The organism is Bacillus cereus group sp. MYBK139-1, assembly GCF_051916915.1.
GTDB classification, from domain to species: Bacteria; Bacillota; Bacilli; order Bacillales; family Bacillaceae_G; genus Bacillus_A; species Bacillus_A pacificus.
This window is the reverse complement of sequence record NZ_JBQAHO010000001.1, coordinates 549,148-566,099: the sequence shown is the minus strand read 5'-3', so window position 1 is coordinate 566,099 and position 16,952 is coordinate 549,148. Positions and strand designations below refer to the sequence as shown.

Below are 16,952 nucleotides of genomic sequence, written 5' to 3'. Positions count from 1 at the left end.
AACGAAGAAATTTATGATAGTATTCGACTATTTAAACTTTCTTCGATTACTTAATTTTTAGGAGGAATACATAATGACTGATCTCTATTCTCGTATTAACAAAGATGATGCTATCGTGCTTTTAGTAGATCATCAAACTGGTCTTATGTCCGGACTAGTACGTGACTATGGTGTTGATGAATTCAAGAACAATGTTTTAGCTCTTGCTCATACTGCTAAGTTTTTTAATTTACCAGTTATTTTAACAACAAGTTTTGAAAACGGGCCTAATGGACCTTTAATGCAAGAATTGGTTGATCTCTTTCCTCATGCACCAAAAATAGCTCGACCTGGACAAATTAACGCATGGGATAATGATAATTTTGTAAAAGCAATCGAAGAAACTGGAAAAAAACAACTTATCATCGCAGGCGTAGTTACGGACGTTTGTGTTGCTTTCCCGGCACTTTCCGCTATAAAAGCTGGATATGAAGTATTTGCTGTTACTGATGCTTCAGGAACTTTCAGTAAACAAGTTGCAGATGCTGCCAATACACGTATGGCACATAGTGGTGTGCAACTTATGAACTGGTTTAGCGTAGCTTGCGAATTACAACGCGATTGGCGCAACGATGTCGAAGGTTTTGGCAATTTGCTTGCTAGCAATCTTCCAGGCTATCAAAATATAATTGGAAGCTATAGAGGAGCTCAGCGAGATCTTAGTAAACAAAATGCATAAATGTATCTCAAGGAAATAGCTTTAAATCACCTTTTTTAAAGTAGATAGTATAAATTTAGTGCTGATTAAATCAGCACTAAATTTAAATTAAAAAGTATAGTAGAGCTTCAATTGACAGAAGATACATTACTTTCAATAAACAATTGAAAAAGGAGCGTTTTATTATGAGTAATTTAGAATTGTTAAATCCGGAGAACAGTGCCTTAATTTTGATTGATTTTCAACCTCAAATGACTTTTGGAGTTGCAAGTATTGATAGACAAACATTGATTAATAACGTTATGCTACTTGCTAAATCAGCAAAAACTTTTAACGTACCTACTATTCTTACTACAGTTGAAACACGTAGCTTTTCTGGTTATTTTTGGCCACAAATTCTTGATATATTCCCAAACCATGAAATTATAGAACGTAGTTCAATGAACTCTTGGGAAGATCCGAAATTTGTTGAGGCAGTTAAAGCAACCGGTAGAAAGAAATTAATATTTGCAGCACTTTGGACTGAAGTTTGCCTTGCATTCCCTGTGCTTGAAGCAATTAAAGCTGGCTATGAGGTATATGCAGTTGATGATGCTTCAGGTGGTACTAGTTTGACAGCACATAACGCTGCTATGCGTCGTGTAGAACAAGCTGGTGCAATTCCAGTGACAGCCATTCAAGTTTTACTTGAATACCAACGTGACTGGGCACACAAAGACACTTATGATGCTGTAATGGAGATTGTAAAGGAACACACTGGTGCTTATGGTCAAGGTGTAGAATACGCATATACTATGGTGCATGGCGCGCTTCCAAGCAGAAAAATATGAAACAAGAAGGAGTAACTGTCGAAGAGACTCATACAGAGAAAACAATGGATGCTACTGATCCAGTAACAACAATTGTTACATGGGAAATTCAACAAGGGAAAGAAAAACAGTTTGAAACATGGAGACATGAAATCGAAGCTGCCGCTACTAAATTCCCAGGGCATTTAGGTGTAAATCTAATAGTCCCCAATAACGAATCCAGAGAGTATACTGTTATTTTTCGCTTTGATACGTATGAGCATCTACGTGCTTGGCAACAATCAGATGTTCGCCGAAATTTGTTAAAAACAGCAGAACAATTTCAGGCTACTAATCCAACTTACAAAACTGAAAGCAGTTTGGCTTATTGGTTTGTTACTCCGAAAACGCCAGTTCCACCGCCAAAATGGAAAATGTCTATCGTTACCCTTCTGGGTGTATGGCCTCTTAGCATGTTAGTTCCTAAATTGATAGGACCTATTATAAAACATATGAATCCTATTATGTCCGCTTTTTTCGTTTCTGTATGTATAGTGTCCTTGCTATCATGGGTAGTTATGCCGATTTTCGGTAAATTATTTCATCCATGGTTACAAAATAATAGGAAGTAGACGAGGTGTGAATATGAATGTACCGGATATAATCTTATATAACGGAAAAATCACTACTCTTGATCCCTCTCAACCTGAGGTATCTGCTATCGCCATAACTGATGGTTTAATAACTGCAGTAGGTGGAGATGATCTTCTTAATAGTGCCACAGAAAAAACAAAAAAAATAGACCTTAAAAGAAAAAGAGCTATTCCAGGCCTGAATGACTCTCATATACACGTTATTCGTGGCGGTCTTCATTATAATATGGAATTACGATGGGAAGGTGTGCCTTCAATTACCATTGCTCTCGAAATGCTCAAAGAGCAGGCAAGGCGTACTCCTGCTCCTCAGTGGGTAAGAGTAGTTGGAGGTTGGTCTGAATTTCAATTTAAAGAGAGACGGATGCCAACTTTGGAAGAGATTAATGCTGTTTCTGAAGACACACCTGTCTTTGTGCTACATCTTTACGATAGAGCACTTGTAAATCGTGCAGGGCTGCGTGCACTCGGATACACAAAAGATACCCCAGACCCTCCAGGTTGTTTAATTGAGCGGGATAAACGAGGTAATCCAACGGGCCTTTTAATTGCGAATCCTAACGCTTCTATTCTTTATTCAAGTTTGGGTAAAGCTCCCATACTTAATTTTGACGACCAGATTAACTCAACTCGCCATTTTATGCGCGAATTAAATAGATTAGGTATTACAAGTGCCATTGACGCAGGTGGCGGTTTCCAAAATTACCCTGACGACTACAGAGTTGTTGAACATTTAGCCGAGAAGGAACAATTAACTTTACGTATTGCTTATAATCTATTTACGCAAAATCCTAATCATGAATATGAAGACTTTGCTTCATGGGCAAAAATTGTTTCTCCAGGTCAAGGAAATGATAAGTATAAGATGAATGGTGCCGGAGAAATGTTAGTATTCTCTGCAGCTGATTTTGAAAAATTTCAAATGCCACGGCCCGAACTAGCTACGATGATGGAAGCTGACTTAAAGAAAGTAATTTCTTTATTGGTGGAAAACCGTTGGCCATTCCGTTTACATGCAACTTATGACGAGTCAATCACACGTTTCTTAAATGTATTTGAGGAAGTCAACAAAGAAATTCCTTTTAATGGTCTACGATGGTGGTTTGACCATGCAGAAACTATCTCAGATCGTAGTATGGAACGTGTTAAGGCTTTAAATGGCGGTATTGCCATCCAAGACCGCATGGCTTTTCAAGGTGAATACTTTGTTGATTTATACGGAAAGGAAGCTGCAAAGCGTACTCCTCCGATTTATCGTATGTTAGACCTAGGTATACCTGTTGGCGCCGGTAGTGATGCAACTAGGGTTTCCAGCTATAACCCTTGGGTTGCTCTTTACTGGATGGTTGCCGGAAAAACCATTGGTGGGCTTTCCATATACGATGAAAAAAATAAACTTGATAGAAAAGTAGCTCTGGAATTATATTCAAAAGGAAGTGCGTGGTTCTCTGGTGATGAAAGTAAAAAAGGAACCCTTGCAGTAGGTCAATTTGCTGATATTGCTGTATTGTCTGCTGACTACTTTACTATGCCAGAAGAAGAAATTAAAGACCTTGAATCATTACTCACAATTATGGGCGGGCAGGTTGTTTATGGAAATGATGAATTTAAAAATTTATCACCTGAATTGCCGCCAGCATCACCTGATTGGTCACCGACAGGAGTTTATGGTTATGGTGGCGCTAACCTAGCCCACACTATACTTTCTCACAATTCCCATGATAATAAGTTACATAGTTGCAGTAATCCTCTCCATCAACACACTCATACCGTAATAGGAAAAGATGGAACTAAATGGGGTATTGGTTGTACTTGCTTTGCTTTCTAAGTCAAAACCACCGGTATAATGCCGGTGGTTTTCTTTCTACAATAAGGATATGTAGATTCAAAATAGCAATGTATATCCATAATGGGACTATACGATAAGAGCGAAGAGTTGATTGATTAACTTGACTTGTTTTTGACAGCCTTCTCTTCTTGTAAAGTCCGTCCTTTTTTCCTTAATTAAAAGTCAGTGGTATCCCCTTTTGATCGACTACACCATACATATAAATCCACTACCCTTTGACTTTAATATAGGTCTCATCTCAAGACGTATAGATTTTTTCAATTGTTACACTAAAATCATTATTATACTAATACCTTTTCATGGTTATTTAACTTCTGCATAAAGATACGTGCTGCAAAACTTAAAAATTTATCGTCAAAGTGAATAAGATTAATATCTTGCCTTGGTGTTGGATCAATAATACGAACTATACTCAAAGTATCATTATTAACAAAATCAACCAGTGAAAGAGGTATTATGGCAACCCCATGACCATTGTATACAAGGCTCAATAGAGAAATAGAAGATTTTGTTTCTATATTTGCTTCAGATAAAGATAACCCTAAACTCTCACAATATATTTTAATAGATTCACGACAACTACATGAAACCATTATTCTACTCAGTCCTACTAATTCTCTAAAAGAAACAAATGATGTTTCATTCAAAGGATGTTTTTTTGGAATGACAAGGACAAGCTCTTCGCTATACAAAAGGGTACTTGTTAATGTGTCTGGAATTTGAGCACTACGCGTGATGCCTATATCAATATTTTTATCAACGATTTGATTTACAGCAACTTCGGATTCTATAATTTTTACAACGATGTTGGGATAATGTTGTTGAAACTTCATAATATAAGGTGTTAAATAAGTGAGGTCCTCCAATAAACCTCCTATAGTAATTACACCTCTTTTTACACCCTTTAATTCAAAAATTTCATTATAAACGTCATCAAATTGTTGCATGATAAATTTTCCTTTATCAAATAGCAGCTTACCCGCTTCTGTCATTTTGATACCTCTTCCAACTCGATGAAACAAAGGTGTATCAAGTTCACCTTCTAACACACGGATTTGTTGACTTAAAGTCGGCTGTGAAATACCTAGAACTTCCGCAGCTTTAGTAAAACTATTATTATTACAAACTTGAATAAAGTACTCTAAATGACGTAATTCCATTCTTGATACCCACTCCCACTCTCCGCTTTATGAAAGATTTATAATGAAAAGGACAATATGTATACGTTATGCATAACAACTATCTTTCCTACTATATCAATTGCAATTACATAATTTCTTTATTTTGTACTACAATACATTTACTACTATTTCTTAATTTTCCCTCCTATTTATTTAATTTATATTTAATTAGGATATTACTAAACAGAAATAACATCTAAAAACTTACACTTTCTGTGCGTAATATCCTAACTTTTTCAACTGTTTACTTATCATTTTTTCTCAATATAATCCAAATTACCAAATATTTGCCGAATCCCCTCTTTATGCTGAGGAAAAATTAGTGTCACCAATTCAATACTTTCTGAAATAATTAATGCATACGTGACACGGCGGTCTTTAGGACATGGTTTCACCTCTTCTTTTCCAACCTATCCACTACATACGTGATACAAAAACTTGCAAGTAATATTTTGTCCCCAATTTTTTTATAGGCTGATCAGCTTTACTGTATAGTAGCTCAAGCACTGCAAATTCAGTTACATTAAGTCCATAAATTTTTAGATCCTTTTCAATACATTTAGTGATTGGCTGTAATTCCCTTGATAATATAACAAATAACTTTAAAGATAAGCTCTCATCGTTAATCACGCTCGCAATTACCAATCCTTTACAAATTATCTTGAATTCGAGATTTATTATATTATCGTCAAAATATTATGTCAATCATTCATTTTAGCTTGATCAAGCCACTTATAATTTATTTCTCAACATAAGACATATGGAATTAGAAGAAAACAATTGCTAATATATAAGTATCTCAATTACGTTATTTCTTTTAAAGAGAGCTTGTTTTTAATCGCAAGTTCTCTTTTTCCATATTCTAAATTGGATTCGAACAAATTTCAGATGATGAGTCTGTCCCCATGTATATGCTATAGTTTTTAAACAAAGATTACTAACCATATATCTATCATATTTTTTATAAACAGGATTAATTAGATTTAAAAAAAGACTTCTTTTTCTTTACTCGTAATAAATCACCTGTCCATCCTTTGACTCGCATATACAAATACATACCCCCTGTTGTAAAAATAATAAATAAGAGAGCGATTAAATAGCTATATTTCCATTCCAGTTCAGGCATATATTTAAAATTCATCCCCCACAATGCTCCTAAAGCCGTCAAAGGCGTACTTACAGCAGTTAATACAGTAAGAGCTTTCATAATTTCATTCCCACGATGAGAAGAAACAACTTCTTGTAAATGAATCATCGTGTCTAATTCTTCTTGGTATTCTTTAACGAGTTGTAATCCACGCTCTAATTTTACGTGTGTTTGTTTATAGCAAAGGGTGTTTGTTAAGTTTTCTAACCAAGCTTCCTCCAAGCCTTGTAACACTTCTTGTATTAAGCGAAACACATGTGTGTTCATAAATAATTCATGACGAATATGGTAAATTCTTTCTAAAACTGCTATGTTATTATGATGATAAAAATCCCATAACACATTTCTGAAATTGTTTTCAAAGTAGTCAACCTTTCGTAAATAGTGAGATATAAATATTGATAAGATCGCACATACTCCTTCAGCGGAACTATTACAATTTTTTATACTCATAGGGAAATTATGTATTAATTTTTGGAAATCCTCTTCCTCTTTTTCCTGGACCGTTATCAGTATTCCATGAGCTACGAAATAATGAAGAAAGTTTTGGATTTTGGCGTCCTTTTTATCTTGATCATATAAAAACGAACCATATACACAAGTTTGACTTGGTGATAACGTATAAACATATAATCCATTTTCACAAGGAGAACTTATTTTTTTTACAAATTGAGAGAAATAAGATGTTACATCACGAGGGATTATAGAAGAAAGTTTTTCAAGTTCACTAGTTTTCACATGATACCAATCCCATTTCGGCATTTTTATGCATTCCATATTATTCTTCCTTTCTGAATAGTTTTATGTTTGATCAAATAATATCCGTAATATGAAATTTATATGTAGGTATTCATGTCTTGGAGGAAAAGTTTTTAGATCCTCTAAATTACAAACTAATATATAGGAGGTCTTCTTCTGTTACAAGGAAGACCTCCTATATATTAGTTATTTGTATTCTCAATTTTAAACATTTCCTCTATACAAGTACTTTTTATCTTTTCTTATTGATATGTGGAAAAGAAGCCACATACTTTGGCGCGTCTATTCAACGAACTACATTCCGGTCGTTATTATAATTTAGATTCATATGCAGATTGATTGGTGATGTCGTCAAATACTTGACTTCCAATCATGTAGTATCCATGAAGTGCAGCCTCTTTCGAAGCGTCTACTATACGGAAAGAAGAAATTTCATCTTGCATTTTTTCAATTCGTTTTTTGTGGAGATCTACTATTCCTCCTGTCCAAATAATAGTGTCATACTGGTCTAACTTAAATTGTTCTTGTAATACACGTATTACGTCTTGGAAGTGTGTATCCAACTCTTTTTGAATCAAAGTATGAACCTGACTTGTCTGAGGATTTTCTTCTCGATCCCCATATCCTTTTTCTAATATGTTTGGCATGTCGTTAATATGCAAGTGATCACTTTCCCCTGCATGATTCTGCACGATATTCTTAATATTTTTCAAAGGCTTGCTACATCCTAGTTCCGTCTCATAATGATTTAAAATGACATTCTGTTTCATATCTGTCATTTCTAATGTACGAAATCCACCATCAATAATTAAGATACGATCTCGTTCCTGAATAATTCCCTCTTTTAAGAAATAGGCATGTAAAGCGACTGGTTGCTGAAGAATCAAAGCATTTTCAACCGTAATATTTATAAATTTCCCATCAATTTGTACGGAAGTTTCTTTTTTTAGTGCACGTTGTAATTGCTCATGTTGACTACCAAAATAAGTAACGGGAAGCCCGGTAACAACTAAAGGTAACACGACATTTTCTTTATAATCCTTTGCAATGCAACCAAATATTTGTTGTTTAAACTGTTCGCTTTCATAATAATTTTCTATTTCTTCGTCAAATGGAGGAAGAAATGAAGCGTCAGATTGATGCGCTTCATTTCCCATGTAGTATGCAAAGTCTAAGTCTATAAAACTTACCTTTGTTAAATCTTCACTTTCAGCATGATTAGGTACAGGGGCTAGTGTGGAAGCTTCACTCTTAATCGTCACCTCAGAATCTACATCCTGTCGATATGCCCGCTTAGTAAAGCCGATTCCTACATTAATTGCATACAGAGATTTCATACTTTTTTCCTCACTTTCTCTTTTTAGAATTAAATCTAAGCACTCTCTTCTTTCCCTTCTTTCATATATTTCTTTTCATTTTTCGTTTTCTCCCCGTCTAAGTCCTTACTATTTTCATTTATTTCGTAATCCTTTTCATCTTTTTTCTTTTTGTTATTTTCGTTTTCTGTTAAATCTTTAATGGTAGAAATGACAACTGGTGTGGCTGTAAGCAGTTGTGGTAATGTTTGTTTTGCAACATTAGCTGCCGTTACAGAGAATTGTTTACTTGTCTCAGTTACCTTCTCTAATGTTTCCTTTATGTTCCCTTCTTGTAGTTTTTCTTTTACGTTTTTTCCTTTCGTTTGTATAGCTTTCCGATTTTCTTTTTTTAATAAGGAGACCATGATTCCGGTCGTAATCCCAATCACAGCACATTTAAATATTGTATGTTTCATTTTTCTCACCCTTCTCTACTTTTATTTTCTTCCATGCTACGACCTAAAATAATTACCTGACCTATTTATCAGATGTTGCAATCTATTAGAGAGAATGATAGTTTTGTGGCTGCCTATCACTCGCCGTTGGTGTTTCAGCTGTTACTAGAAGTAAAATTCTCCCTTGATCTAATTTTTCTTCATATAAATTAGCTTCCTCCTTCGACAACCCCATTTCCTCCATTTGATTTCGGAGTTCGTCCCCTTTTTTGGAGAAAAAGTTGATAATACTTGTGCCCAATCCTTGTTCTTTTACTCCGATCGTATTTGTGTTTGTATCATCCGCAATCTTTTTTGTTAGATGTTTTTCATGTGTTAAGACATAAATGTCATCTTGGTGAATCCCTTGCAATTCTAGCTCTTTTACTTTCATAACTACTTCCTGTTCATTTTGATATTCATGAACAACCGGTTTTCTTTCATTCTTATGCATGGTATTTTTCCTCCTTTAGATTTTTTATTTTTTTATTTAGTTGTTATGTAATATGTAATACACCTATTTTAAAGATGTTAAACCTAAATTTTCAAAAAACTTCACATGATAGGTTATTAATGTTTTTGAATATCAAGGAAATGTCACGAGCACTTTGCTTTGATAACAGCGTTACAAATAACGCTTTATTTGGAAGACAAGTCCATTATTTTATAGAAATCATAGAAAAATAAAAAAGCACTCCTTTTCAAAGAGTGCTAAAAAAAACATATAACCTAATAAAAATATTTCTATTTTGATTACAGAAAGAAAGTCTTTATTAAAACATATGGTTGCTAATTTAATTGCGATCTGCCTTGCACCCAAGCAGCAATATCATTTATAACATACTCAGGAATATTAGCAGGACTATAATATTCATCCGGTTTACTTATTTCCCCATCGCCCTCTGTAAAGAAATGATTTAACTTTGGATATAGTCGATAATCAACGTTATTTCGTTCTTTTAATTGTTCTTTCCAAAGAGGAATTTCGATTTTTGATTGAACTTGATAGTCTCTTTCTCCTTGAATAATAAGAAGTGGTGTCTTTTGTTCTTTTGATATTTCTGCTGCTTTAATTTTCCGAATAGAATCCCAAAATACTGCTGATCCTAAGTAAAAATCTTTTGGAGGATTCTGACCAGAGAAATTTGGATCATTTAATAATTCAAATTGCGATTTGTAAAATTTATATTGCTCCTGGTTCATTGCTCCAATAGAAAAAAGATACTCAAATTGATCTAAAACAACGTCTTGAATCGTACGAGCTGGTCCACCCATTACAATTGCCCCAGCAATATTTTGATTTTGGTCTTTTTCAATCATTTTCGGAAGCATCATTCCACCTTGACTATGACCAAGAATATATATTTGACTCTTATTTATTAGAGGCTCATTTTTAAGAAATTGAGTTACAAGAAGAGCATCATCTGTTGTCTCTTTATCAACTGTATAGAAGGGACTGAATTGTGTTTTCAGCCCATGTTCATACGTTCGTTTATTATAGCGAAGGACAGCAATTCCCTTCGATGCAAGACCTTCAGCTAAATCGCGAAATGGTTTTAAAGCAAACGCTGTTTCATCCTGATCAGTTGCTCCTGATCCTTGAACAAGAATAACCGCTGGAAAAGGACCATTTCCTTTTGGAACCGACAATGTTCCTGGTAATGGAAATGCACCACTTCCAACTACTACTTCTTTATCAACAAATGATTCAGGCTTACTATATGATGGACGCTCAGCAACAGGACTAAACGACATGCTTAGTTGAAAATCGTCTATTTTTCCAGATGGATCTAGTTTAATTAGTAAAGGTACAGTCATTTTTTCAAAAACTAATTGAATCTCCACATTTGTATGAACAGGATTTGTCTCTTTTTGTGTAACCTCTCCAATTTCTATAAAAGAACCTGCTTGTAATTGAACTGGCAGTCCCTCCCAATAGCTCTTCAACCATTCTTCGGATATTATTTTCTGTAATGACCTTGAGGTTAAATCAAATGCAGATTTATAATCTTCACTATTCATATGGCGAATAAATGAAAGAGTAGTAGATATAACAGGATTTTCATCATCACTATTGTCTATTTTTTTTATATTTGTGTTTACTTCCTTTAATTTTGAAATAAATTGGTAGTTAAATGGATTATTATATGTATTAGGATATAAATTTGTTTTCAAAATTTCCGTATTCCGTGCCTTATACAAATTTGAAGAACTCTTAAAATTTTCAGGTGAAATTACTTCCTCCGCATATGAGACTGAGGGAATTGCTATTGTAAAAATTGCACTGATAAGTAATAACTTATTCTTCTTTTCTTACCCATACCTATTGATTCTCCCTTCAAAATTTAAAATTTCTAATACAATATGCCAACTATAAGGAAAATAAAAATTACCAAAGAGATTAATAATCTATTTTACGATCCCCCTCTCAAGTTAAAAATCTATCATTAACAAACTTCAATAAAAAACGCCTTCCCCCTCTTTTTTTATTGTTGGATTTTCCAATGACCTAGAAGCACAGCACGAAATTACATGTAACCGACCCATGAGATTCTCTGTTTCAAAAGAAAAAAGCACCCCACTAGATGCTTTCTTTAATTGTTCTCACTATCATTTATTCAGGTAATTCTCTTATTACTATAAGATAAATTCATTCTATTTCCTAAACCTCACTTATTTCTTAATTCACTCATACCAATATAAAACCTAATAACCTACCATCAAAAAATAAAGAAAATAGGTTATTTGGCTATTCATTTCGTAAACTTAATGCTCAAATTAGTTTTTTTCACAAAGTTAAACTTTATTAAGAAAAACTTAAAGAATTTCCCTCTATATTCATAAGAACTTTTTTCTATACTCAAAAATGTAAATAGACAAAAGGAGAAACGATCATGAAGAAATTTGTAATTTGCATACTAGGAATAGGCCTCCCTATATACTTACTACCTTTCATATTACGCGGAGATTTAGACAGATTTAATCCGATTGCTGAAGAAAAAAATGTATATGCCGTTGCGAAAGGATATGGTGTTCCAGATTATCATCATAAAGGAAAAGCTATGTACTCACTAAAAGCTGTTGACGAATTAAGTAATGAAAAAGAATATACAGTTGGAACGAACACGCCTAATGATTTTATAAGAAAAACTTACTTAAAAATTCATGTGAAAGGAAAATATGTGTATTCTTACGATATTATTTCTAAAAAGGATATTCCTGAGAAAATAAGGGGACAATTGGAGATAGCAAATAAATAAAAGAGCCAATTCATACGATTTGGCTCTTTATTCTCTCTCCCATCTACCGTTTGGATAATTCTTTCGGTAGATTTATTAAATTCGTTATCATTGTTCCAATAACCATTGTTCAATTACTTTTACTGTTTCATCTCGTTGTGCTTTTGCCGTAATTAAACTCGCATTATCACCTTTTTGCTCACCATACATGCCAAAATGAGCATGGTTTCCCCCTTTTATCATGTGCATAGTTGTATTTTTCGACATTAACTTTTTATTGTTCTCTATTTTTTCTAGAGTTGCTAAAGCATCTACTTCTCCATAAATTGATAACATCGGAATCGATTTTGTAGAAAAGTCATCTGCAGGATACGAACCTAAGAAAATGATTCCGTGTACCTTGTCTTCATGCTGAGAGGCATACTTAGAAATCATAGCTCCGCCCATTGAATGCCCCGCAACATACCATTTTTGAACTTCAGGATACTTTTCAATTACACTATCTACCTCATTTATTCCAAATATCGCTAAGTTTAATGGTAACTTAGGCATTACTACAAAGTGCCCATCATTTGCAAGAGCTTCTCCTAAGTAACTATAAGCCTCAGCTTCTACTTTAGCTCCTTGATAAAAAATAACCCCTACTTTCGCATCTTTCGCTCCAAAAACGATATTATCTTCATCTTTTTTATCATCTACTAACGACAAAGCCTCTTTCGTCGGTTTATAAGTAAACTGAGACCAAGTCAAAAAAGTAATACTTCCTATAATTAAAATAGCTAGTAAAGAGTACAGCATAATTTTTATCCATTTCTTCACAAAGATGACCTCCCTAAGATGTATATATTCCATATTTCGGATTATCATTAACACACATAAAAACTCGAGCATTTTTATTATGCTCAAGTTTTTAGTTCCGTCTTTAATTTATACTATAAATTGTCCAAGATAAATATGTAGCAAATGCAGACCATAAAAAATACGGAATTAGCAACCATGTCGATACCTTAGATAATTTGGAAGAAACCACTATGAGAAGTAACGTAGTAATAGCGACAAGTAAACAATCTACTGTTGCTAAAAACAAATTCTTTTGGCTAAATTGAAAATAGCTGAACGCTTGATTGAATATATAATTTAAAAGGAATAAAAACCAAAATGTTTTTGGCTTGAATCCATAGTTGTTGTAAATAATTGCAACTGATAATGCAATAAGTCCAAATAATACAGCCCATATCATTCCGATTGTCATACCAGGAGGTGTCCAAGACGGCTTTTCTAACGCATCATACCAAGTACGATCAATAGGGAATAAAACACTAGAAACATAAAACAAACCATATGTTAGTAAAAATACTATAATACTAGATTTTTTCATAAACATTCTCCTTTTTACTAGAAGATTATAGAAACTTTATATGATTAGTATGTCCTTATAATGGATAAAATTCTAAATACATATTGTTTAACCTATTTCATACAAATTCTTTCATATTTTTATATGCACAAAGGGCTCTCTCTCGTGCTGCCTTATGATCAACAATCGGATAAGGATATGTATTCCCAAGTTTTATATTGGATTTTTGTAAAATATGCTCAGGTGCTTCCCAAGGTTTATGTATATATTTGTTTGGGATATCTCTTAATTCTGGTACCCATCTTCTTATATACTCTCCATTTTTATCAAACTTTTCTCCTTGTGTGATAGGATTAAAAATACGAAAGTACGGTGATGCATCTGCTCCACTTCCAGCAACCCATTGCCATCCCATTGTATTATTTGCAATATCAGCATCTAGTAGTGTATCCATAAACCATTTTGCACCTTCTTGCCACGGAATTAACAAATGCTTTACAAGAAAAGAGGCTACAGCCATTCTTGCCCGATTATGCATAAAACCGGTTTGCCATAGTTCTCGCATTCCCGCATCAATAAACGGATAACCAGTTTCACCCTTCTGCCATACTCTTAATAACTCCTCTTCCTTATTCCACGGAAAATGTTCAAAGTTTTTATTAAGAGGTTTATATGCTGTAAACGGATAGTGATATAGCAAATAATAAGAAAACTCTCTCCAAATTAATTGGCGTATAAAACTAATCACTTGTTTTTCAAAAAAACTACATTGTCTTTCGGTACTTTTATTTATTAAGTAGTGATACATTAACTTCACTGATATTTGGCCAAATGAAAGATATGGCGCCAACATTGAATGAGCATTTTGATTTGGAAAATCTCTTCCTTCACTATAAGAGGCTAATTTACTAGAGAAAAATTTCTTAAATGTTTTGTATGCCCCTTCCTCTGTAGGCTCCCATATTGCTTCCATATGAGATGTCCACGGTATAGTCGGCAACAAGTGTAATTCTGAGACAGATAAGCTTGCTGGTAAAGAGCTTCCCCACTTTATACTCTGTACTCTGCTAATAGGTTTAGGTATTACCTGCTTTTGAAATGCATTGTAAAAAGGCGTAAACACCTTATATTCAGTGTTATCCTTCTTTTTTATAATCCACGGTTCTAATAATAAATGCGAATTAAATTCCTTACAAATAATACCTTTATCTTCTAATATCATTTTCATTTTTTGATTAGATTTTAACCTGTCTGGATCATAACAACTATTCCAATATACAGCCGTTATATCTAATTGTTTTATGAGAGAAAGTATTTCTTCCTGTATATTTCCTTTGCGGATTATTAAAGTAGAGCCCAATGCCTTAAGTTGCTTTTGGACATCTATTATAGCATGGTGTAACCACCACTTTGCCGCACTTCCTATTGAAAAAGTTTCATCTTGTACATATACCGGAAGAACCTCCCCGGACTGAACAGCCTCAAATAGAGCTGGGTTATCATATAAACGAAAATCTTTTTGAAACATAACGATAATTTTGTTTTGCATGGCTATCCCCTCTTACTCTTAAAACATAATAGATTCTTTATGTGAATAATCCTCTTTTTTACTTTTGCATTATTATATTAATAATTCTTTGTAATCGTAAACAAACGTTTCCATAGTTATTGGACTTCTATCTAGTAAATTCGATAAATCTGATGTGACTTTTTTAGCTAACCCTAATTTTGCAGTTGTATATATTCCAATCATAACCCAAATAAAGTCACTGTTAAGTCCCTTTTGAATCATTCTTTTTCTAAATTTAAATATACTTGGATTTGTATAAGTAATATCTTTATTTATTATTTTTGAAATAATAGCAGCAACTTCATAATATGTTAATGCCTCATTTCCCGTTAAAGAATAAGCTTTAAATTCATGTCCCTCTTCGGTTAATATTTTAGCTGCAACTTCTCCAATATCCCGTACATCTATAAAACTTGTTTCCCCTTTACCAGCAGGTACTTCAATTATTTTTTCATTTCTTAATTCATCACCATGTTGTGATAATAAATTTTGCATAAAAAAACTCGGTCTTAGGAATGTGTAAGGGATCCCAGAAGCCTTTATCATAGCTTCAATTTTAGCATGAGGTACTATCGGATTTTTTTCTACACCTAATAAAGATAAAAATACAATGTGTTTTATACCTATTTCTTTTGCGGCATCTACAACAGGCTGGAAATACTTTTTTGCATCAGCTAGATGTGGTGGTCTTATTAGAAAGATTTTAGTAACACCTGTTAAAGCCGCCTTTACAGATGAAGGATTTTCAAAATCAAAATACACTCCTTCAGTTTCTCTACTGCGCGTTGTGACTTTGAAAGTAGCATTTCTTTTTATTAGGCATTTTACAACCTCTTTTCCTACATTCCCTGTAGCACCTGTTACTAAAATCATTTTAATCACCCTTTATTTTTTTGTAAATTTTGAATCATACTTTGCAAAACTCGAACTGTATTTTCTACTTCCTCTTTAGGAATACTAGCTGTAGCATTTTTTATAACTTCATCGCTTACATTTTCTATCTCCTGTATTAATGTCTTAGTTTCATCTGTTAAAAATATTAAATGTGACCGTTTATCTTTAGGATTATGTTTTATAAGAATCCATTCTTTTTGCAATAATCTTTGTATAATCCCGGTTACTGTTGGACGGTCTGCTAAGAGCCTTTCAGCAATCATAGCTGGGGTGGTTCCATTTGGATAAAGAGATATATCCTTTAACACAGACCATTGCTGAGCTGTTATTTTATATTCTTTTAATTGATTTGATAATTCTGTTTTCGTCATTATACTTACCTTGTGTAATAAATAGCCTAAATTATTCATATAACCCCCAATATAGTTAGCACACTAATTATATAGTTAGTATACTAACTATAATGTGTAATTACAAACTTCAATTAATAGTTTATATATAAAAGATATATCAAATTCTTATTTTGTACTATTTCATATTATATTTAAAATCTTCTTTAATCCTGTTTTGCATGTATTGTACACTCTATATACAAAGGTTATTCCTTGCTGTTACTTTAAATAAGCATTTACAATTGTATCTAGCATAGGTATTTCTTATTGTCCGATTAGTCATATTTATTCTTAATTCTGCAAAATAAAAAGAAACTGGAGAAAAATATAGGAAAACAATTTGATAAACAGTCAAACTTAAATACATTTATTGATTCAACAATCCTATGGACTTTTCAAAACAAAAATGCTATAAATATACTTTTGAATGAAGGTAAGCTTATAGCCAATCCTATTTTTGTTAGTAAAGAAGATTGCACAGCATATAAATACATTGTAAGACACATGAAACAGAAAGGTATTGACTTTACTATAGATTTCCCCATTTGGGCATGGCATTCATGCAATGGTTACAAAAAGAAGCCTACTATTGTTTATAAATGCTTTATTTAAGCATTTATATTAGTTACATAAT

Annotated in this window: 16 protein-coding genes and 2 pseudogenes; 6 read left to right on the top strand and 12 right to left on the bottom strand. The window is 33.3% G+C overall.

The features are described from left to right. The first annotated feature begins 73 nt into the window (after positions 1 to 73). From ycaC to ACTFRS_RS02815, 4 genes are all read left to right on the top strand, one after another. Complete coding sequence (gene ycaC, locus ACTFRS_RS02830; protein ID WP_440024317.1) at positions 74 to 718, top strand: isochorismate family cysteine hydrolase YcaC; 645 nt, start codon at positions 74 to 76, stop codon at positions 716 to 718. 164 nt (positions 719 to 882) lie between these two features. Further along, positions 883 to 1,527 carry a hydrolase gene (locus ACTFRS_RS02825; RefSeq protein WP_000067162.1) on the top strand — a complete coding sequence of 215 codons (645 nt, stop codon included), beginning with the start codon at positions 883 to 885 and terminating at the stop codon, positions 1,525 to 1,527. Further along, a complete protein-coding gene (locus ACTFRS_RS02820; protein ID WP_440024319.1) occupies positions 1,524 to 2,117 on the top strand; it encodes an antibiotic biosynthesis monooxygenase in 594 nt (197 codons plus the stop codon). Before ACTFRS_RS02825 ends, ACTFRS_RS02820 begins: the two co-directional genes overlap by 4 nt. 13 nt (positions 2,118 to 2,130) lie before the next feature. Further along, entirely contained in the window at positions 2,131 to 3,966 is a 1,836-nt protein-coding gene (locus tag ACTFRS_RS02815; protein WP_439194831.1) for an amidohydrolase, read from the top strand. A gap of 302 nt (positions 3,967 to 4,268) precedes the next feature. Here ACTFRS_RS02815 and ACTFRS_RS02810 read toward each other — a convergent pair whose 3' ends face one another. The 7 genes and pseudogenes from ACTFRS_RS02810 to ACTFRS_RS02780 form a co-directional block, all read right to left on the bottom strand. After that, a complete protein-coding gene (locus tag ACTFRS_RS02810) occupies positions 4,269 to 5,147 on the bottom strand; it encodes a LysR family transcriptional regulator (protein ID WP_440024321.1) in 879 nt (292 codons plus the stop codon). Between the two features lie 225 nt (positions 5,148 to 5,372). Beyond that, positions 5,373 to 5,798: pseudogene (locus tag ACTFRS_RS02805) on the bottom strand (MarR family winged helix-turn-helix transcriptional regulator). A gap of 343 nt (positions 5,799 to 6,141) precedes the next feature. Beyond that, complete coding sequence (locus ACTFRS_RS02800) at positions 6,142 to 7,092, bottom strand: magnesium transporter CorA family protein (protein WP_000388884.1); 951 nt, start codon at positions 7,090 to 7,092, stop codon at positions 6,142 to 6,144. 293 nt (positions 7,093 to 7,385) lie between these two features. Further along, entirely contained in the window at positions 7,386 to 8,411 is a 1,026-nt protein-coding gene (locus ACTFRS_RS02795; RefSeq protein WP_440024323.1) for a ParM/StbA family protein, read from the bottom strand. Between the two features lie 35 nt (positions 8,412 to 8,446). Continuing rightward, entirely contained in the window at positions 8,447 to 8,848 is a 402-nt protein-coding gene (locus tag ACTFRS_RS02790) for a peptidase U61 (RefSeq protein WP_440024325.1), read from the bottom strand. A gap of 85 nt (positions 8,849 to 8,933) precedes the next feature. Next, positions 8,934 to 9,320, bottom strand: coding sequence for a general stress protein (locus ACTFRS_RS02785; protein ID WP_098225008.1), 387 nt, complete (start codon positions 9,318 to 9,320; stop codon positions 8,934 to 8,936). 335 nt (positions 9,321 to 9,655) lie between these two features. After that, positions 9,656 to 11,155: an alpha/beta hydrolase gene (locus ACTFRS_RS02780; protein WP_440024614.1), complete on the bottom strand. Its 1,500-nt coding sequence runs from the start codon at positions 11,153 to 11,155 to the stop codon at positions 9,656 to 9,658. A 605-nt stretch (positions 11,156 to 11,760) separates the two neighbouring features. Here ACTFRS_RS02780 and ACTFRS_RS02775 point away from each other — a divergent pair. Further along, positions 11,761 to 12,126, top strand: coding sequence for a YxeA family protein (locus tag ACTFRS_RS02775; RefSeq protein WP_087965135.1), 366 nt, complete (start codon positions 11,761 to 11,763; stop codon positions 12,124 to 12,126). Positions 12,127 to 12,213: 87 nt separating this feature from the next. On the opposite strand, the gene ACTFRS_RS02770 is transcribed toward ACTFRS_RS02775, so the two are convergent. The 5 genes from ACTFRS_RS02770 to ACTFRS_RS02750 all read right to left on the bottom strand — a co-directional run bounded on the left by ACTFRS_RS02770 (position 12,214) and on the right by ACTFRS_RS02750 (position 16,336). Further along, a complete protein-coding gene (locus ACTFRS_RS02770; protein WP_440024327.1) occupies positions 12,214 to 12,924 on the bottom strand; it encodes an alpha/beta hydrolase in 711 nt (236 codons plus the stop codon). A gap of 103 nt (positions 12,925 to 13,027) precedes the next feature. Next, positions 13,028 to 13,483: a TspO/MBR family protein gene (locus ACTFRS_RS02765; RefSeq protein ID WP_065703722.1), complete on the bottom strand. Its 456-nt coding sequence runs from the start codon at positions 13,481 to 13,483 to the stop codon at positions 13,028 to 13,030. Between the two features lie 97 nt (positions 13,484 to 13,580). Next, positions 13,581 to 15,011 (bottom strand): cryptochrome/photolyase family protein, encoded by a 1,431-nt coding sequence (locus ACTFRS_RS02760; protein WP_087965131.1) that lies wholly within the window; start codon positions 15,009 to 15,011, stop codon positions 13,581 to 13,583. A 72-nt stretch (positions 15,012 to 15,083) separates the two neighbouring features. After that, entirely contained in the window at positions 15,084 to 15,905 is an 822-nt protein-coding gene (locus ACTFRS_RS02755; RefSeq protein ID WP_044793057.1) for an SDR family oxidoreductase, read from the bottom strand. A 5-nt stretch (positions 15,906 to 15,910) separates the two neighbouring features. Next, a complete protein-coding gene (locus ACTFRS_RS02750; protein ID WP_001061041.1) occupies positions 15,911 to 16,336 on the bottom strand; it encodes a MarR family winged helix-turn-helix transcriptional regulator in 426 nt (141 codons plus the stop codon). A gap of 309 nt (positions 16,337 to 16,645) precedes the next feature. Here ACTFRS_RS02750 and ACTFRS_RS02745 point away from each other — a divergent pair. Further along, a pseudogene (locus ACTFRS_RS02745) lies at positions 16,646 to 16,906 on the top strand (DUF3841 domain-containing protein); the annotation flags it as partial. Positions 16,907 to 16,952: the final 46 nt, after the last annotated feature.